This window comes from Kitasatospora sp. NPDC096128 (assembly GCF_040303105.1).
In the GTDB taxonomy this organism is placed as follows: domain Bacteria; phylum Actinomycetota; class Actinomycetes; order Streptomycetales; family Streptomycetaceae; genus Kitasatospora.
This window is the reverse complement of the sequence record NZ_JBEOSP010000047.1, coordinates 20,168-38,729: the sequence shown is the minus strand read 5'-3', so window position 1 is coordinate 38,729 and position 18,562 is coordinate 20,168. Positions and strand designations below refer to the sequence as shown.

At 72.4% G+C, this 18,562-nt stretch carries 11 protein-coding genes and 1 pseudogene; 5 read left to right on the top strand and 7 right to left on the bottom strand.

What is annotated here, in order from left to right; translation table 11 throughout:
• Positions 1–54 precede the first annotated feature (54 nt).
• The 4 genes and pseudogenes from ABTY61_RS34880 to ABTY61_RS34870 all read right to left on the bottom strand — a co-directional run bounded on the left by ABTY61_RS34880 (position 55) and on the right by ABTY61_RS34870 (position 4,795).
• On the bottom strand, positions 55–1,269 hold the full coding sequence (locus ABTY61_RS34880; protein WP_350509184.1) for an FAD-dependent oxidoreductase: 1,215 nt from the start codon (positions 1,267–1,269) through the stop codon (positions 55–57).
• Positions 1,270–1,604: 335 nt separating this feature from the next.
• The gene (locus tag ABTY61_RS34875; protein ID WP_350509183.1) at positions 1,605–4,004 is read right to left on the bottom strand and encodes a collagenase; all 2,400 of its coding nucleotides are present in this window, start codon (positions 4,002–4,004) and stop codon (positions 1,605–1,607) included.
• Positions 4,005–4,214: 210 nt separating this feature from the next.
• Positions 4,215–4,334, bottom strand: a pseudogene (locus ABTY61_RS42070) (IS982 family transposase); the annotation flags it as partial.
• A gap of 137 nt (positions 4,335–4,471) precedes the next feature.
• Entirely contained in the window at positions 4,472–4,795 is a 324-nt protein-coding gene (locus ABTY61_RS34870) for a hypothetical protein (protein WP_350509182.1), read from the bottom strand.
• A gap of 600 nt (positions 4,796–5,395) precedes the next feature.
• Here ABTY61_RS34870 and ABTY61_RS34865 point away from each other — a divergent pair.
• Genes ABTY61_RS34865 through ABTY61_RS34855 form a run of 3 tightly spaced genes read left to right on the top strand, consistent with a single transcriptional unit; the run spans position 5,396 to position 10,193 of the window.
• Positions 5,396–6,523 (top strand): GNAT family N-acetyltransferase, encoded by a 1,128-nt coding sequence (locus ABTY61_RS34865; RefSeq protein WP_350509181.1) that lies wholly within the window; start codon positions 5,396–5,398, stop codon positions 6,521–6,523.
• A complete protein-coding gene (locus ABTY61_RS34860) occupies positions 6,520–7,695 on the top strand; it encodes a LuxE/PaaK family acyltransferase (RefSeq protein ID WP_350509180.1) in 1,176 nt (391 codons plus the stop codon). Before ABTY61_RS34865 ends, ABTY61_RS34860 begins: the two co-directional genes overlap by 4 nt.
• On the top strand, positions 7,692–10,193 hold the full coding sequence (locus tag ABTY61_RS34855) for an acyl-CoA reductase (protein ID WP_350509179.1): 2,502 nt from the start codon (positions 7,692–7,694) through the stop codon (positions 10,191–10,193). Before ABTY61_RS34860 ends, ABTY61_RS34855 begins: the two co-directional genes overlap by 4 nt.
• Before the next feature lie 58 nt (positions 10,194–10,251).
• Here ABTY61_RS34855 and ABTY61_RS34850 read toward each other — a convergent pair whose 3' ends face one another.
• Together ABTY61_RS34850 and ABTY61_RS34845 are read right to left on the bottom strand one after the other, a co-directional pair.
• On the bottom strand, positions 10,252–11,505 hold the full coding sequence (locus ABTY61_RS34850; protein ID WP_350509178.1) for a phenylacetate--CoA ligase family protein: 1,254 nt from the start codon (positions 11,503–11,505) through the stop codon (positions 10,252–10,254).
• A 346-nt stretch (positions 11,506–11,851) separates the two neighbouring features.
• Positions 11,852–13,033 (bottom strand): FAD-dependent oxidoreductase, encoded by a 1,182-nt coding sequence (locus tag ABTY61_RS34845; protein WP_350509177.1) that lies wholly within the window; start codon positions 13,031–13,033, stop codon positions 11,852–11,854.
• Between the two features lie 706 nt (positions 13,034–13,739).
• Between ABTY61_RS34845 and ABTY61_RS34840 the strand changes: the two genes are divergently transcribed.
• Positions 13,740–16,667: an AfsR/SARP family transcriptional regulator gene (locus ABTY61_RS34840; RefSeq protein WP_350509176.1), complete on the top strand. Its 2,928-nt coding sequence runs from the start codon at positions 13,740–13,742 to the stop codon at positions 16,665–16,667.
• Between the two features lie 91 nt (positions 16,668–16,758).
• Here the strand turns inward: ABTY61_RS34840 and ABTY61_RS34835 are convergent, their stop codons facing one another.
• Positions 16,759–16,992, bottom strand: a complete 234-nt coding sequence (locus ABTY61_RS34835; protein ID WP_350509175.1) for a hypothetical protein — start codon at positions 16,990–16,992, stop codon at positions 16,759–16,761.
• A gap of 253 nt (positions 16,993–17,245) precedes the next feature.
• On the opposite strand from ABTY61_RS34835, the gene ABTY61_RS34830 reads away from it, so the two are divergent.
• Entirely contained in the window at positions 17,246–18,559 is a 1,314-nt protein-coding gene (locus ABTY61_RS34830; protein WP_350509174.1) for a helix-turn-helix domain-containing protein, read from the top strand.
• Positions 18,560–18,562: the final 3 nt, after the last annotated feature.

The following is an 18,562-nucleotide window of genomic DNA, read 5'->3' as shown; positions in this document are numbered from 1 at the left end:
GGTGCCGTCGCCGGGGAGCACGGCGACGGCACCGCGGGAGGGTGTCGCCGCCGACTACAACTGCGCTGCCGGCAGCGGGTCCTGGCCGACCAGGCGGTGACCGCGGTCGGCCGATTCGCGGACGGCGCCGAAGCCGTAGCCGCGCATCTCGTCCTCGTACGCGTGCAGGGCGGCCGTGAGCGGACGGCCGTCGGCGGCCTCGACGAGGCGGGAGGTGAGGACGCGCGCGTCACGCAGGGCGGTGTTGGCGCCGACGCCGATGGCGGGGCTCATGACGTGGACGGCGTCGCCCAGCAGCGTGACCGTGTCCGGCTCCCATGCCGCGACGGGCACGCTGGTGCGGACCGCGACCGGGAAGATCGAGGCCGGGTCCTGACGGGAGACGATCTCGGTCATCCGGGGGTGCCAGCCCTCCAGTAGCGCCAGGGTCATCGCCTGGAGCCTGCCTCCGCTCATGCCGAACAACTGCTCGTCAGTGCAGGGCAGTTGCTCCCGGCGGGCGCCGAAGACGCAGGCGAGGTAGTCGCCGTCCGCGCTGAGTGCGATCTCGGGCGCCAGCCTGGCGGTCGCCTCATGCTGCGGCTCGCGGTACTGCACCGGGGCGAGCCCGAGGAAGCGGCGCTCCGGGCCGAGGACGGTGGTCCACAGACCCAGCACCTCGGAGGGGACCACCGCTCGGGTGGCGGTGTCGGCCAGGGGCACCTTGCCGTAGAGCAGCCGCAGTCCGGCGTCGACGACCCGGGCCTCCGGCAGGCGTTGCCTGCGGGTCGCGGAGTTGACGCCGTCGGCGCCGACCAGGACGTCGCCCGTGGCGGTGGTGCCGTCCGCGAAGTGCGCGGTCACGGTGCCCGAGGGGTGGGTTTCGTAGCGGGTGAGCGCCGAGCCGTAGTGCACGGACTCTTCCAGCCCGGCCAGCAGGATCTGACGCAGTGTGCGGCGGTTGACCGCCAGGTGCCCGCCCCCGGGGAGAGCGGCGTCCAGCGGCAGCTCCTGCGCGTGCAGCAGGTTCAGCCGGTGGTCGAAGGAGTCCATCCGCGCGCGGGGTGTTCCGGCGGTGGCGGCGAACAGCTCGAACGCCTGCGGCGTCAGTAGCGCTTTGAGCGCGGTGATGCCGTCGGCGTTGATGCGGATGCGGTAGCCCTGGTTGCGGAACTCGGGGCCGGGGTCCTTCTCGTGGACGGCGACGCTGATCCCCGCCTGCCGGAGCCCTTGCCCGAGGGCCAGGCCGCCGAGGCCGCCTCCGGCGATGATGACATGCAGAGCTGACACAGCTGTGTCCCTTCTCGGTCATGGAGCGAAAAGGGACGCACAGGATGTGCCGCCTCGGGCACCGTACGAACGGGCAACCGCCATCCGGACTACCTACCGGACCGTGACTTTCGTACGTCCGCCGTCCACCGTAGCAGAGCACCGCACCGGCGTAGGAGGTGGTCGTCCAGGCAGCGATCGAGGCGCTGGTCCCGGCAGCGGGGGTGGAGGTCGGACGGAGCGTCGAGAGCGGGACCGGCGAATCGGACCGAGCGTGATCGCCCCGGCCCCTGGCGATCCCCCGGGTCGGGGCGCGGCACGGATCCCACCGTCCGTACCGCGCCCGGGGGTTGCGGCTATCGGCGCAGCGGGCCCTCGCAGGTGTAGTCGGTGGTGCCGGCCTTGCCATTGGTCCAGATGTCGACCTTGCCGAAGGTGCAGTTCATGTCGTTGAGGTTGTTGGCCCCGGCGACGTCCTTGGTGCGGGTGAGGATGAAGTAGTCGACGGTGTCGGACATGTCCTTGAAGACCTTGTCCGGGTTGGCGGAGTCGGAGAGGTTGGCGGTGATCCTGCCGGTGCAGATGAAGCGCATCGGCTTGTTGGCCCAGTCGCCGTTGTCCTTGCAGTTCGGCGTGTTGCTGGTGGCCTTGGCGATCGCGCTCTGGACGTCGGTTGCCCAGGCGAGGTCGAGCGAGCCGTTGGCGATGTACGAGGTCGACGGGACGTACAGGTTGTCGACGTTCTTGATCTGGGTGTCCAGGAAGGCGTAGTACTCGGCCTGCAGGGCGGTGTCGGTGCCCATCCGCTCGCGCCAGGCGTCGAAGCCGGCCGGGTCGTCGGCGCGCTGGTAGCCGTACATCTCGCGGAGCACCGAAGGGTGCTGCTGCCACAGGAACTCGAAGAAGGTGCCGGCGTAGTTGTAGAAGTGGAACGCCGGGGTGTCGGTGTAACTGGCGTGCAGGATCTGGGCGATGGTCATCCGGGGGATGCCGGACTTCTCGTCCGAGGCGAGCTTGCGGACCAGCGACTTGCGCACCAGGATGCCCTGGTCGCGGGTGGAGCCGTCGAAGAACTCGGCGGTTCCCTCGTCCATCGCGGTGGTCTTGCTGTTGGCGTACCAGCGCTCGTCGCCGAAGTAACCGGGCACTGCCCAGCGGCCGTTGAGGTAGTGCACGTACTCGTGGCGGAAGAGCTCTTCGAGGGTGAGCGTGGAGTCCTGCGGGACGCGGCGCTGGTAGGTGTAGAACGTGGAGCCGCGCTCGATGTAGATGCCGCCGTTGTTGGTGCTGTAGCCGGTGAGGATCGGGTGGTAGACCTCGTAGTCGGCGCGCGAGGCGTACAGGTGGATGTGCAGGGTGGTGTTGACGTCGCCGGGCAGCGGCTGGTCGGTGCCGAGGACGCGGAAGTACTGGCTCTTCACCTGCTTGCTGGCGTAGTACATCTGGTCGACGGTCGCCTTGTCGAGGGCGGTGTGGACCTCGATGGCTCCGTTGTCGTAGGTGTACGTGTTCGGGAAGAGCCGGGCCTCCAGGTCGGAGATGCACACGCCGTACTGCTGGCAGACGCCGTAGGTGTTGGCCCAGCCGATGGCCTTGGACCACGGGTCGGACCACTCGCCGAAGGCGGCCTTGGTGGCGGCGATCAGCGGGCCGAGGCCGGCCACGGTGGCGTCGTGCAGGGCCGGGATCTGGCCGAAGCGGCCGGCCTCGCCGACCGCGTCGCGAGCGGCCCAGGCGTTCCTGGTGCCCTTGAGGTGGCCCCAGGAGGCGTACGCGCGGAAGGCGGCGCGGTAGTCGGCGTCGGCGGAGACGGCGGCGAGGAAGGCCGGGTCCTGGTTGTAGATGCCGAGGTAGTTGAGGTTGAGCGCCTGCAGGACGGCATTGCCCCAATGGGTGTTGTCGGCGAGGGCGGTGCCGGGGGCCAGGGTGGCGAGGAGGCGCTTGACCAGGCCGAGGTTCTGCTGGCGCAGGCCGTCCGCGCCGGCCGTGATGGCGGTCTCGCGCAGGATGTCGGCGGCCAGGTCGGTGCCGTCGAAGGAGTGCGCGCTGCCCGCGTACACCGTGACGGCCTGCTGGATCGCGGCGAGGGTTGCGAGGTCGCCGACGTTCAACTCGTGGTGGCCGAAGCCGTGGTAGACGGTGGCGTGCAGGTACGTCCACAGCTCGTAGAGGTGCGAGGCGCCGGTGCCGTCGTCGGTGGCGGACAGCTGGACGATCTTGTTCGCGACCGCCTGGACGTGCGCATTGTCCATGGTGGTGGCGAAGCGGGCGTCCCAGGTCCAGATCACCGTGCGCAGGCAGCCGTCCGCGGTGACGGCCGGGTCGGTGAGGAAGGTGACGAGCTGGTCGGCGGTCAGGCCGGTGAAGCCGTCGACGGTACAGGGCACGCCGGCGCGGGTGCTGGGTGCGGTGCTGCCGGGGGTGGCGGTCACCTGGTCGGCGGTGGGTGCGGGCGCACCGACGTGGTCGGGCAGCAGGCCGGGGAGCAGGGTGCTGCCGAGCGAGCCGCCGCCGGGGGCCGGGGCAGGGGCGCCGGGCTTGGCGCTGGCGGCGCCGAGCTGGTCGGCGTCGTCGTAGGCGGTGCGCTGGTCGGGGTCGCTCGTGGGCGGCGTGGCCTGGGCGGGCGCGGTGTGGGGGCGCTGCGGAGTGGCGGCAGCCGCGGTGACGGCCTGCGCGCTCTGCAGGGTGGGCAGCGTGAGGGTGGCTGCCATCGCGGCGGCTAGCACGACTCGCCTGGCGACGCGGGAAGTTGACACCGGTTCTCCTGGAGGGGGAAGTGGCAGGGCGGTGTGAGGCGGCAGCGCGGTGGGTTTCCGGCCCGGGACTGCCGGGGGAGGCTCGGGGCGGTCGGGTTGGGGGCCGCTCACCTTCGAGTGGTGCGTAACATAGCAATGTGAAATTGCACCTGCCAAGAGGGTGAGCGACTCTGATCCCTGCTCCGCTGATGGGCGCGCCGGCCGGCCCCGCAGGCTGGTGTCGGCGGCCGGCAGCCGGTTGACGCGGGCAACCAGGTCAGCGGCCTTGCGCAGGCGCCGGTGGTAGCCGTACTGCCCGGGCACGTACGGGAACAGGTGCCGCAAGTGGGCGCGGATCGTCGGTCTTCACGCAGAGCGCGTCGCGAGGGAGTCCAGATCAGGCGTCACAACCGATCTTCGGACTCCCTCGCTTCATGTGATGCGCGCCAGCTACCCCTTGGCATCGATCATCCAGGGGTTCCCGGCGGTCACGGGGTGGGGCCGAGCTTCTGCCAGGAGTCGCTCCTGCCGGGCTCGTCGGCCGCCTTGTTCCACCACCTGGCGCGCCAGTAGAACCCGTTCCACGACGCCGTGGAGGCCCAGGCCCCGTCGGTGTCCCCGGCGATGATCTTCGTGCCGGGGGAGGTGGCGCTGTCGGCGGGTGCGGCGAGGTAGGCCGGTGCCTTCCACCAGTCGTCGGTCCCGGCGGCGAAGCTGCCCAGGGCGTACGAACCGCCGTGCTGGGGGCCGCGGGTGACCCACTTGTCCAGCCGGGGCTTTCCCGCGGTGGCCTGATCCGTGCTCAGCGGCACCAGCCGCCACCACTGGTCCACCTTCCCGTCGCAGTCCCGGCGGCCACATGTCCGCGACGGTGGTGGGGAAGTCCACCGGCTCGGCCTTGACGTCGTTGTAGATCCCGGCCGCGGCCGGCTCGTTGTCCTGCCCGGTGTCGTAGAGCGGGGCCTGCGGGCCGACGTACTTGTTCCAGGAGCCGTGCAGGTCGTAGCGATGCCAGCAGGCCGGCCAGCACGGCCGCCGCCCCTGCGTCACCGAGAACCGGGCCGAGCGCCGCGAGGCGGAGCTTGTCGGCGATCCTGGTGAGCCGCTCGTTGCCGAGAGGACCGCACGGGCGAGCGGAGCCGCGGCGGACGGTCGGCGAATGACCGGACAACGTTCAGCGGAAGTTCATCGGTTCAATTTCAACCACATTTCGCGAGCCTGTGATTCTCGTCGCATCCACGGCTTCTGACGGCCTTTTAGCACCGTGACGGCCCGGTGCACCGACGGGTGGCGTTACTGTGGTGGAGCGGCAACGTGGCTGCTCGGACCGGGCACGCCTGCTTGCGACTCAAGTTTCTTTCGTAGTGCGCGCGCGATGAACCGTGTTCGCGCTGCCTTTTGGGAGAGGCGAATTGGCCCTCGAATTCATCCCGGCCCGTCTTGAGGACGTGGACGGTCTCCTGACGCTCTATCGCCAGGTGTACGGGCGGAGCTACGCGCTGCCGCTCGGCACCGACCCCGAGGTGATGGCCCGTGAGATCACGGCCCCGGACACCACCTGGCTGGTGGCCCGGGAGCCCGGCGGCGACGGGCTGCTGGGGTCCATCCTCGGCACGGTCGACCCGATCGCGCGGATCGGCAAGCTGCAGGGTCTGGTGATCCATCCCGACGCCCGCGGGCGCGGTGCGGCCGATCTCGCCGTACAGCAGCTCGCCGACCAGCTGCTGACGGGCGACCACCCGGTCGATTCCGTGTACGCGACCGCCCGAACCGACACCACCGCCCCGCAGCGCATCTGCCTGAAGTCCGGCTTCCGCGCGCTCGGCGTGCTGCCGAACCTGCGCAAGGCCGCCTGGCACGAGACCATGGTGCTGCTGGCCAGGCACCGCGCGGGCGTGCTGGAGCGGCGCCTGCCGGTGCACAAGGTCCCGTCCGCGCTCGGCGGGCTGGTACGGGCGCTGGCGGACGTGCCGGGGCCCGCGCAGCCACCGGAGCTGGTGGACGAGCCGCTGCCCAGGCCGAGGAAGGGCGGGAGCGTCGTCCGGGAGCTGGAGTTCATCGACGCGCCGGCCTTCGTGAACCGCCGGTTCGGCGGGCTGGGGGAGTGCTTCTACCCGTTCCACGAGCCGAACGTCATGCTCTCGGCCGCCGACGGCTCCTACGAGGTGTACGCGCACCTCAGCCCCGCCGACGGGTACTGCACGCTGATCGGCATCGAGCTCGCGGAGGTCGGCGAGGAGCTCGACACCGTCACCGACCGGCTGGCCGCGCACGGCGCCCGGTACATCGAGGCCCTGGTGCCGCTGGACAGCTACCACTCGCTGCGCCGGCTGCTCGGGCACGGCTTCCTGCCGGTGGCGGCCTACCCCGCGATGCGCCGGGAGGGCGAGGGCTTCCGCGACTACGTCGTGCTGGCCCGGATCCTGCAGCCGCTGGACTTCCGGGGCCTGGCCATCGACGCCGCATTCCAGCCGTTCACCGAGCAGTACATCGAGCTGTGGAAGCAGCAGCACCTCGACACCCACGGGATATTCCGATGAACAAGTACCTCCAACCGGTCTCCGTACCGGACCCCGAAGCACTCGCCCACGTGCAGCAGTTGGCCGACCTGGCCGAGCCGTACCGCGCCGGGGACGACGTGGACGCCCTGTTCACGGCGGCGATGAACGAGATCAACGTCTGGCACGCCGAGCGCTCGCCCTACTTCGGCAGGCTCTGGGCGGCCGAGGGGCACACCCTGGAGTCCGTCGAGGAGCTCCACCGGCTGCCGTTCGTGCACGCCAACTTCTTCAAGCTGCACGAGGTGCTGTCACTGCCGCGCGAGGAGACGCTGCTGACCCTCACCTCGTCCGGCACCACCGGCCAGAAGTCGCAGATGGCCTTCGACGACTTCACCCTGCGCAACGGCCAGCGGATGGTCGCCCGGGTCTTCGACCACTACGGCTGGATCTCGTCCGAGGGCGACGAACCGGTCAACTACCTGCTCTCCAACTACCAGCCCCGGCCGGGCCTGAACCTCGGCACCTCGTTCACCGACGAGTACCTGTGCCACTTCGCCCCCGTCCGCTCGGTCGAGTACGCGCTCAAGCACACCGGCAGCGGCCACGAGTTCGACCCGTTCGGCTGCGTCCGCGCGCTGATCCGCTTCGCCGAGGAGGGCGCGCCGGTCCGGATCCTCGGCTTCCCCGCCTTCCTCTCCTTCACGCTGGACCGGATGCGCGAACTCGGGCTGCCGCCGCTCCAGTTGAACCCGGAGTCGCTGGTGGTCTTCGGCGGCGGCTGGAAGGGCAACGCGGACAAGCAGGTCGCCAAGCCGGAGCTGTACCGGCGCATCCACGAGCAGCTCGGCATCCCGGACGAGCGGATCCGCGACGGTTACGGCGCCGTGGAGCACTCCGTCCTGCACATGGAGTGCCCCAACCACCGTCTGCACGTGCCGCTCTGGGCCCGTCAGCTGGTCCGCGACGTGCGCACGCTCCAGCCGCTGCCGTACGGCGAGAGCGGCTACCCCCAGTTCATCTCGCCGTACATCACCTCGGTGCCGGCCCAGTCGGTGCTGATGGGCGACCTGGTCACCCAGCACGCGCCGGAGGAGTGCGGCTGCGGCCTGCCCACTCCCTGGTTCGAGGTGCACGGGCGGGCCGGGCTCAGCCGCAACCGCAGCTGCGCCGTCGCCGCCGCCGAACTGCTCAAGACCGAGGGGAAGAAGTGACTCAGCACTACTGGCAGGGCGCGTGGGTGGACGACGCGCAGGCGGCGGCCCGCCTGGAGCGCCTCGACGAGTACGCCGCCGGCGCGCTGGCCGAGCGGCTCAGCCCGATCACCGTGCTCGCCGCCTGCGACCGCCTGGCCGGCGCGCTGGCCGACCCGGCGAGCGAGCACTCCGTCCGGCTGGCGGGTCTGCTGCGCGAGGCGGGCGTGCCCGAGGACGAGACCTCGCGGACGATGCTCGACCTGACCGAGGCGCTGTCCCGGGAGGCGCTGGAGGTCAAGCTGACCCGCGAGCTCGGCGGCATCGACCCCGGGCGGCTGGCGCGCTTCGACTTCCGCCGGGAGATCTTCGAGGGCTGGCTGCCGGTCGGCCTCCTGGTGCACATCGCGCCGGGCAACGCACCTGCCGCCGGGGCACTCACCGTGGTCGAGGGCCTGCTCGCGGGCAACCTCAACGTCGTCAAGACCAGCGGCGAGGGGCGGTTCACCCATGAACTGCTCGCCGCCCTGGCGGAGTTCGACGCCACCGGAGCGATCGCCCGGCAGATCGTGGTGCTCGGCTTCCCGTCCTCGCGCACCGACTGGCTCCAGCGGCTGTGCGCGGCCGCCGACGCGGTCGCCGCCTGGGGCGGCGAGGAGGCCATCGCCTCGATCGCCGCGCTGATACCCGCCGGCTGCCGGCTGGTCGACTGGGGACCGAAGCTCTCCTTCGCGTATCTGACGGCCGATGCCTGGTCCGCCCCCGAGATGCTGGACGGCATCGCCGACGACATCTGCCGCCTCGAACAGCAGGCCTGCGCCAGCCCGCAGGTGGTGTACCTGGACACCGAGGACGAGGACGAACTCTTCGCCTTCGCCGAGCGGTTCGCCGCCGTGCTCGCCGCCCGCGCACCCGCCCCGCACGACCGGGAGCCGATGGAGAGCGCCGAGATCACCAACACCGTCCTGGTGGCCCGGCTGGAGGAGTACCTCGGGCTCACCAAGGTGCACGCCGCTCCCGACGCGAGCTGGCACGTGCTCGCCGACACCCGCAGCGCGCTGCGTGCCTCGCCGCTGCACCGCACGGTCTGGGTCAAGCCGCTGCCGCGCAAGCGGATCGCCGAGGTGCTGCGCCCGATGCGCCGCTACCTGCAGACCGCCGGGATCGGCGCGAGCCGCACCGACACCGCGGAGCTGGCCGGCGCCGTGCTGGCGGCGGGCGTCCAGCGGGTGACGGTGCCCGGCGGAATGCTCGGCAGCTACGACGGCGAGCCGCACGACGGCGTGTACGCGCTGCAGCGCTACAGCCGCCGGGTAGACGTCCAGCTGGACGGCCGGTTCACCGGCGACGCCTGCCTGGACGACCTGGTCGGCGCGCGTGAACTCGCGCCCCCGGCGGTCGCGGTGACCGTCAAGACCGAGTTCGAGCGGCTGCAGTCCGACCTCAGCCGTGCGGAGGTCTTCTTCCGCAGCGGCGGCAGCTCCGGCGCGCCCAAGCTCTCCGCGTTCAGCTGGGACGACTACCACGAGCACATGCGGTCCGGCGCGGAGGGCCTGCTGGCGGCGGGGTTCGACCCGCGGACCGACCGGGCGATGAACCTCTTCTTCGGCGGGCAGCTGTACGGCGGGTTCTCCAGCTTCTTCTCGGTGCTTGAGACGCTCGGGGCGGTCCAGTACCCGATGATGGCGCAGGACGACCACGCGGCGGTCGCCCGTTCGGTGGTCGAGCACCGGGTCGACACCCTGTTCGGCATGCCGAACTACCTGCTGCGGGTCTTCACCGAGGGCGCGGACCTGCTGCGCGAGTACCGTGGTGTGCGCAAGCTGTTCTACGGCGGCGAGCACTTCCCGGCACGCCAGCGTGATTGGCTGCGCGAGGAGTTCGGGGTCGAGCTGGTGCGCGCAGGCGCGTACGGCAGTGTGGACGCGGGCCCGCTCGGCTACCAGTGCCCGCAGGCGCCGGACCGGGTGTACCACCTGTTCAGCGGACTGCACACGCTGGAGATCCTCGACCGCGAGGCGGACCGGCCCGCGCCGGCGGGTGAGGCCGGGCGGCTGGTGTTCACCGCGCACACCCGGCGCGGGCAGCGGCTGGACCGGTACGAGATCGGTGACCTCGGGCGCTGGCTGACCGAGAACTGCCCGTGCGGTCGGCGCACCCCGCGGTTCGAACTGCTGGGGCGCTTCGGTGACATCTTCCGCAGCGGCAGCCACTTCCTCAACTACCGGCGGTTCGTCCAGGTTGCGGAGGAACGGCTGGAGCACCACGGTGCGCTGCAGATCCTGCTGGACGAGGACGACGCAGCCAACGAGACGCTGACCGTCCGGCTGGAGGGCCGGCCGCAGGACGGGCCGGGCGTCCGGGAATTCCTGGACGGGTACCCGGATCTCGCGGCGGCGGTGGAGCGGGACCGGCTGGTGGAGCTGCGCGTGGAGCGCGTACCGGCCGCGGACTTCGCGCAGACGGCGGCGAGCGGGAAGCTGCTGGCCGTCGTGGACCGGCGGTCCCGCAACAGCTGACGTTCCGACAGGGGCGCGGGTCTCCCGCGCCCCTGTCGGCTTCCCGCGAGCCCGGACGTCAGTTCGCGCGCTGGTCGACGAGACGGATCAGCTTGCCCGTGCGCGGGTTGACGTCCAGTCCGTCCGGGCCGACCCACTCGAAGGCGAGCGGGTGGATGTTCCCCTGGCGGACCTCCGCGCCGAACATCGGCCGGGCCTCGTCCAGCACGGCGAGCAGCTCCCGCTCGAAGTCGGCGGACCGGGCCGGGCCGGCCAGCCGCAGGAGCAGTTCGTCCTTGGCCTCGCGGTGCCGGAGTACGACCTGCAGGTCGCCGACCGCACCCCGCCGGTCGGCCCGGGCGGCCATGGCGCGCAGGTCCTCCAGGTAGACGGTGACCACGCCGACCCGGGCGCCCTCCTCGGAACGGCCGAGCAGCCGGAAGCGGCGTCGCGGGTAGTCGACCCACTCGGCGATGTCGCCGACCGGGTAGCGGATCACCGGCATCAGGCGACGCACCAGGTCGGTGGCGATGACCCGGCCCGCACGGCCCTCCTCGGTGATCGGCTCGCCGGTCTCGGGGTCGAGCAGCTCGATCACCTTGTCGGTGCTGAACACCTCGTGCACCCGGGTGTCCGGCGCGTCCGCCACCGGCCCGGCCAGGATGCCCGCGTCCACGCTGGCGTAGCCGATCGAGCGGACCCGCGCGTTCGGGAAGGCGGTGGCCATGAGCGCCAACTGGTCGCCGTAGAAGGCCTCTCCGGCGAACAGCGCCAGCCGGACCTGCGGCAGCGTCCCCACCGTCTCGGCCACCCGGCGGGCCAGCCGGCACAGCGAGGTCGGCGGCGCGGAGACCACCGTGGCACGGAAGTCGCGCAGGGTCTCGACGGTGAAGTCCAGCGGCGCCGCGCCACCGATCGGCAGCTGCACCACCGGGACCGGCGATTCCTGGAAGGCGTTGAGGGTGAAGACGAAGCTGGAGTACAGCTCCCCGGCGTAGAACAGGTTGGCCACCCGGTCGCCCGCGCGCACCCCGGCGGCGGGCAGCCCGTCGGCGAAGCGCCGGGCCATCGCACGCCACTCGTCGCGGGTGTAGACCGAGACGCGCGGTGCGCCGGTGGTGCCGCCGGTCTTGAAGACGATGCCGTCCTGGTGCGGGCCGGTGAGCAGATCGCTGCGCTCGATGCCGTGGGCGCCCCAGTAGGCGGTGTGGTCGATCAGCGGCAGCGCCGAGAGGTCGGCGACGTCGCCGGGCAGTCCGGCGTAGAGGTCGCGGTAGAAGGGCGAGTGTTCGCGTACATGGGCCAGGAGATCGGCCAGTTGAGGGTAAGTCATGTCATCCAAACCTGCGGTGTGATTACCCGTTGATCGTAACCACCTCGCCGCAGGCCGGGACCACCGCACCACCCACCCGCAGCTCTCCACCGCCTGCTCGACGGATCGGCCTGACAGCCCTGTTCCGTATCCGCCGGAATCCCCGACACACCACCAGGAGGCAGCACAACCCACCCCCACGGACCGCCAACCCACCCCAACCAGAAGCCACTTACTGTCCCACAACCACCCCACCCGACTTCGCCGGCAGAGTCGCCCCGCCGACTTCCCGCGCGACGCACGCCCGCCGCGAGCTGTTCCGCATCCGCATGGGGCGGAAGCGTCATGGTCCCGGCAGGTTTTCGGGTCAACCTCGATGAACGCCCCCGAAGCTCCCGACCGCCCGGCCGTGGTGATCGGATGGCGAAACGCAAGGGGTGTAGGTGAAGAAGTCGATGACGTCCTGGAGGGCGGGGTCGACGACGGTCCCGGGCCCGGTGGTGGGCCCGTGGTCGGCCGAGCGGGGGAACATGGCGCGTTCGTAGTCCGCGATCGCCGCGTCGGGGTCGTCGGGGTGCGCGGCGAGGGCTTGGGCGAGTTCGGACCCGTCGAGCATGGCGAGGTTGGCGCCCTCGCCGTCGGGCGGGGAGAGGTGGGCGGCGTCGCCGACCAGGGTGGCGCCGGGCACGCGTTCCCAGCGGTGGGGGATCGGCAGGGTGTAGAGGGGGCGGAAGAGCGGCGGGGTGTCGCTCGCCGTGATCAGCGCGGTGAGGTCCGGGGCCCAGCCGTCGAACTCGCGCAGGATGCCGGCGGTGGCCGTGGCGGGGTCGCTGAAGTCGATGGCGTCGAACCACGCGCGCGGCTTGCGCAGTGCGGCGTAGGCGTGCAGGGTGGCGTCCTTCTCGCGGTGTGCCCCGAGCTGTTTCTCGCCGGGGTCGATGGCGAACATCCCGCCGTCGCCGACCAGTTCGGCGGCTGCGGGGTGGCGGGTGTCCGCGTCGTGGAGGTAGGTCTCGACGAAGGACATGCCGCTGTACCGGGGGACGGCTGGGGAGAGCAGCGGCCGGACCCGGGACCAGGCGCCGTCCGCGCCGACCAGCACGGTGGTTGTGACGGACGGGTGGTCGGCGAAGCTCACCTCGTGCCGGCCGGCGTCCAGGGGGCGGACGCCGCTGACCTTGTGCCCCCAGCGGACGGTGTCGCGCGGCAGCGAGTCGAGCAGCAGCCGGCGCAGGTCGCCGCGCTGGACCTCGGGGCGTCCGCCGGTGCCGTCGTCGCCCCGTTCGTAGCGCACGTTCGCGTGCCGGTCCAGGATGCGCATGGCCTGGCGGCCGTGGAGGACGAGGGCGCGGAACCCGTCGTCGAGGCCGGCGGCGCGCAGGGCGATCCGGCCGTTGTGGTCGTGGATGTCGAGCAGGCCGCCCTGCGGGCGCGCGTCCGGGGAGGCGTCGGCCTCGTAGACGGTGGCGCCGATGCCGTGGACGTGCAGGACCCGGGCGAGGGTGAGGCCGCCGAGTCCGGCGCCGATGATCGTGACATCAGTGGTCATGATGGCTCCTTGGCCGGTCACGGCCTGCCGGGCGGGTGCCCGGCAGGCTCTTCGACCAAGGTTGCGGGGCCGCGCTGACATCTCACCGGCAGCGGGCTCACAGCTCCGGCAGCCGACTGCCGTCCTGCTGGCGTCCGGCGATGCCGGAACAGCCGTGCGCTGGTTCGCCTCGGTCGGCGGCCGTTCCGGTCGTCGGTGGCATTCCCGCCCGCGGCGGACGAATGCCGACGTCCATGACCCGGCCGCGGCCCGGGATTTCGGCCGGGGTGGCGGGAATGTCTGCGAAGTCCTCGAAGTCCCTGTCCGGGCTTCCTCTTTCCTCGTTGGCAAACCGCCGGAAGCCCGGGATGCGCCGGCGGAGGGGGGTGCGGGGGCTTCGCGGTCGCCGGACCCGCCGCTCCGGCAAGGGCTTTCACCTGCGGTTCCGACCGTTCTGGGCAGGGGCGGTCCGCATCGAATCGGGGGCCATTGGCCGCCGGTGGACGTGCGCGGATTTCGCGGTGGGGGGTGTTCCAAAAGAATGGCCGTGACCTGGTGAAAGGCGCCATCCGGTGTGATAAACAGTCCTCAGTTTGACGAAATCACTAGTGAGGCGTGACGGAGGGGGCCGTCGACGCCGGCCATGGAGGGGGTGTGGGGATCCGTGGGAGAGAACATCCGGTTCACTGTGTTGGGCGGCGTGCGGGTCATCCGAGGCGAGGCCAGTATGGCCACCGGAGCACCCCAGCAGCAGGCGTTGCTCGGGGCGTTGCTCCTTCGCTCGGGGCGGGCGGTCTCCGCCCACGAGCTGATCGGTGCGATCTGGGGGGAGGCGGCGCCGGACTCCGCGCTGTCGAGTCTGCGCACCTACGCCTGGCGGTTGCGGCGGATCGTGGAGGACGACCGCACCACGCCCAAGCGGCTGGTCTCGTTGCGGGACGGCTACCAACTGCTCATCGAACCGTCCTCGGTGGACGCGGTGCACGCCGAGGCGCTGGCCACCGGTGCCGTTCGGGCCCGGGACACCGGTGACGAGGCGGCGTGCGGCCGCCTGCTCGCCGAGGCCCTCGCGCTCTGGCAGGGCGAACCGCTCGCCGGCGTGCCCGGGCCGTTCGCGGAGCAGCAGCGTTCCCGGCTCACCGCGCTGTGGCTGACGCTGATGGAGGAGCGCTTCGACCACGACCTGCGCGGCGGTCGGCACGAGCTGCTGATCCCGGAACTCATCGCGTTCACCCATGAACACCCCATGCAGGAAAGACCGTACGGCTTCCTGATGCGGGCGCTCTACGCGACCGGGCGCCAGGCCGAGGCCCTCGCCGTGTTCGGCCGGGCCCGGCACGTGCTGGCCGAGGAACTGGGCATCGACCCCGGGCCCGAGCTCGGCACCCTGCACGAGCGGATCCTCGCCAGCGACCCGATGCTGCTGGCGGCACCCCGGGGGCGGTCCGCCGAGCGCACCCCGCCGCCCGGGAGCGGCGGCGAACCCCCGCTCCGACCCGGCCCGGACTTCGCCGTTCCCGCGCAATTACCTGCCGATACACCGGACTTCACCGGAAGAGCGGCCCAGGTGGCGGCACTGGCCGTCGCCCTCGGCGATCCGGACCGGGTGTCCGTACCGGTCGCGTCCATCACCGGCATGGGCGGCATCGGCAAGAGCACCCTGGCCGTCCGGGCCGCACACCAGGCCGTCCGGCACTTCCCCGACGGGCAGCTCTACGTGGACCTGCGCGGCAACAGCCTGGAACCGGCCGACCCCGGGACCGTCCTCGGCGGCTTCCTGGCCGCGCTGGGTGTTCCCCCGCAGGGCATCCCGGCCGGGTCGGAGGACCGGGGCCGGCTGTTCCGGAGTACCCTGAGCCACCGTCGGGTCCTGCTGATGCTGGACAACGCGCGCGACCCCGCACAGGTGAGACCCCTGCTGCCGGGCTCGGTCGAGTGCGGCGTGATCGTCACCAGCCGGGCGAGACTCGCCGGGCTTCCCGCCGGTACCCACCTCGACCTGGACGTCTTCGACACGGACGAGGCGCTGGGACTGCTGCGGGAGGTCGTCGGGCCCCGACGCGTCCTGGACGAGCCGGAGGCCGCGGGCGAGCTGGTCGCGCTCTGCGGCCACCTCCCGCTCGCCGTGCGGATCATGGCCGCCCGCCTGGCCGCCCGGCCCCGCTGGACCATCGCGTCCATCAACGACCGACTCGCCGACGAGCGGCTGCGGATCGGTGAACTGCGCGCCGGCGACCTGGCGGTGGCGGCCGCCTTCGAACTCGGGTACCACCAGCTCACCCCCGCGCAGGCCCGGGCCTTCCGCCTGCTCGCCCCGGTCGCCCGGGCCGGCATCGGCCTGGAAGCCGCCGCCGTGGTGCTCGACCTCGACCCGTACGACGCCGAGGACGTGCTGGAGTCGCTGGTCGACGCGGCCATGCTGGAGGCCCCGCTGCCCGGCCGGTACCGCTACCACGACCTGGTCCGCTCCTTCGCCCTGCAGCTCACCAGCGTCCGCGCGGACGACGACCGCGGCAGCGGGGAGGGTGCCGCGGCGCTGCGCCGGCTGCTCGACCACCTGCTCGCCGGGGCCTGCGCGGCCTTCCAGAGCATGGTGCCCGGGGACCCGGTGGGCGCCGTGCTCGGGGCGGGCACCACGCCCCGCCCGGCCTTCGGCACGCTGGCCGACGCGCGGGCCTGGGTGCAGTCCGAGTTCGACTGCGCCACCAGCGCGGTCGCGCTGGCCGCCGGGGGCGCCTTCGGCCGGGACCCGGGGATGCTGTGCACGGCCGTCGACCTGCTGGTCTCGCTCACCCCGTTCAGCGGGGACGTCGCGTACTGCCAGCTCGCCGCGGTGGCGCGGATGGCGGCGGAGACCGCGGCGCTCCAGGGCAACGACCAGGCGGAGGGGCGGGCCCGCTTCGTGTGCGGCAACGCCGCCCTGCACTCCACCCAGCTCGCCGAGGCGGAACTGCACGCCCGGCTGGCGACCGACGCCTGCCGGCGGGTCGGGGACAAGGTCATCCTGCGCCAGCTGCTCAACGACCGGGGCCTGATCGCGCAGTTCCAGCAGCGGTACACCGACGCGGTCGACTACTACGACCGGGCGATCGAGCTCGCCCGGGAACTCGGCCACCGTTCCGGTGAGTTGGTGACCATGCTGAACGCGGCCCACGCCCGGCTGCGCAGCGGACTGCCGGAGCAGGCGGTGGCCTCCTGCGAGCAGGCGCTGGTCGACCTGCACGCCATGGCGGACCCGCACGGGATCTCGTACGCCTGGTACGTGCACGGCATGGCCCTGCACGAGGCCGGGCGGTACCCGGAGGCCGTCACCAGCTACACCAGGTGCCTGGACATGTGCGTCTCGGCCCGGATCCGTGGGCGGGAGGCGCAGGCCCGGTTCCGGCTGGCGGAGACCCAGCGGGTGCTGGGCTCGCTCGACGCGGCCCTGGCCGAGGGCGAACGGGCGCTGGCGCTCTGCGAGGAGCTGGGGATCGAACGCGACCGGGGGAACGCGCTGCTGGTCATCGGACAGGTGCTGGGCGACCTCGGGCGGCCCGGTGCGGGGCTGGCCCAGGCGCAGGTCGGGCAGGCCGTGTTCGCCCAGCTCGGCCTGCCGGAGGCGGACCAGGCGGAGCGGCTGGTGGCGAAGCTCGCGGCCCTCGTGGAGGCCTGAGCCGGCCCCTGGAGCGGGCCCGTGGAACGGGCGAGCGGCCCGGCAGCGTCCTGCCGGGCCGCTCGCCCGTTCCCGACCCGTTCCGTACCGGTCAGCCGCCGGTGCTGTTCCAGTCCGGGGTGCTGGTGCCGACGCCCGTGCCGCCGCCGGTGTGGGGAGGGGTGGCGGTGCCCGTGGTGGCGCCGTCGGCCCGGACGGAGACGGTGCTGCCGGCGGCCGGCCCGGCCGGGTGGGACGCGGTGGCCAGCAGGACGGCGGCACAGCCCGTGGTGACCAGGATCGCGGCCTTGCGCAGGATCGAGGACTCGGGGGAACGCTGCTTCATGGGATGCCGTCCGCTCTGGCGAGTAGGAGTTCTGCAGTGGGCGAGCCCGGGTGTTGTCGTGCTGCCCCGTTCGGCTCGACACCGAGTCTGGTCGACGGCGATATACGGTCGATATTCGCCTGATCGCGGGGCCGGGGGAGGTCGTCGCGGCGGCGACGACCGCCCGTAGATTCCCCTCCCGGAACATCTGTGCTGCGGCGGCCGACCACGGTCCCAGCCGCGTCAACCACAGGTGTGACCGGGAGGGATCGGCATGGACGGCGTAGCGCCGGTGTCCAGCTTCGGTGGGCTGCTCAAGTACCAGCGCGAACGGACCGGACTGACCCAGCAGTGCCTGGCCGACCACGCCTCGCTGAGCGTGCGGGCCGTGCGTGACATGGAGGCGGGCCGGGTGCAGCGCCCGCGCCAGGAGACCGTGCGGCTGGTCGCGGACGCCCTCGGCCTGCGGGGCCGCGCCCGCTCGCTCTTCGAGGCCGCGGCCCGGCAGCGGGCCCTGGTGGAGGAGCTCGCCGCCCCGCCGGCGCCGCGCGGCGCCATCATCGGCCGCGAGGCGGAGTCGGAGACGCTCACCCAGGCACTGACCGGGCACGGCGACCGGCTGCTGTCGCTGGTCGGGCTCGGCGGGGTCGGCAAGTCCCGGCTGGCACTGGACGTGGCATGGCGGGTGCACCACACGGCGCGCTGGTCGGTCCGCTGGGCCGCCTGCGGCGAGCCGCAGGCCGGCGCGGCCCGGGCGCCGTTCGCGGGCCCGGCGGGGACGACCGCCGCGCACGGTGGACTCGACGGGCTCACCGACCTGATCGAGGACCGGCCCACCCTGCTGGTCCTGGACGGCGCCGACGACACCGTCGGCCCCGCCGTCCTCGACGAACTGTTCCGCCGATGCCCGGAGTTGAGGGTTCTGCTCACCTCCAGGGCGCCGCTGGGGCTGGACGGCGAACAGGTCGTCCCACTGGCGCCGCTCGCCGTTCCCGGGCCCGACCCGGACCCCGAGCGGGCGATGGGGACCGCCGCCGTACGGCTGTTGCTGGCCCACATGCGGCGGCTGCGTCCGGGCCTGGCCCTCGACCCTGCCGACCGGGCCGAGGTCGCCGCACTCTGCCGGTACCTCGACGGGCTGCCGCGGGCTCTGGAGTACGCCGCGGGCTGGACCCTGCTGGAGTCACCCGCCCGGCTGCTGGACCGGCTGGCCGCCACCCCGTTCAGCCTGCCCGCCCCGCCGGTGACCCTGTGCGAGCGCGGTGACCTGCGTGACACCCTGGACGAGGCGAACCGCCGACTGACCGACCGGCAACGGGAGTTGCTGGTGCTACTGGCCGCGGAACCGGGCGACTGGTCGGTGGAGGAGGCCGCCGCGGTGAGCGGCCGGCCCCTCCAGGACTGCCGGGCCACCGTGCAGGAACTGCTGCTGCGCGGCCTGGTGCGGCTGGTGCCGGCCGTGGACGGTGCCCGTTTCGCCGTGCTCAACCTCCTGCGCACGCTGTGCCGGGAGCACCGGGGGGCGACCGCCCCGGCCACCGGCGACCGCACCGCGCGGCCGCCCCACATCGCAGCGCTGGCCTCGTGACCA

Excerpts from the sequence above, each read along its gene's own strand:
- ABTY61_RS34840 (WP_350509176.1), top strand. The coding sequence starts at position 13,740 with ATGGCCACCGGAGCACCCCAGCAGCAGGCGTTGCTCGGGGCGTTGCTC.
- ABTY61_RS34850 (WP_350509178.1), bottom strand. The coding sequence starts at position 11,505 with ATGACTTACCCTCAACTGGCCGATCTCCTGGCCCATGTACGCGAACAC.
- ABTY61_RS34835 (WP_350509175.1), bottom strand. The coding sequence starts at position 16,992 with ATGAAGCAGCGTTCCCCCGAGTCCTCGATCCTGCGCAAGGCCGCGATC.
- ABTY61_RS34830 (WP_350509174.1), top strand. The coding sequence starts at position 17,246 with ATGGACGGCGTAGCGCCGGTGTCCAGCTTCGGTGGGCTGCTCAAGTAC.
- ABTY61_RS34845 (WP_350509177.1), bottom strand. The coding sequence starts at position 13,033 with ATGACCACTGATGTCACGATCATCGGCGCCGGACTCGGCGGCCTCACC.
- ABTY61_RS34860 (WP_350509180.1), top strand. The coding sequence starts at position 6,520 with ATGAACAAGTACCTCCAACCGGTCTCCGTACCGGACCCCGAAGCACTC.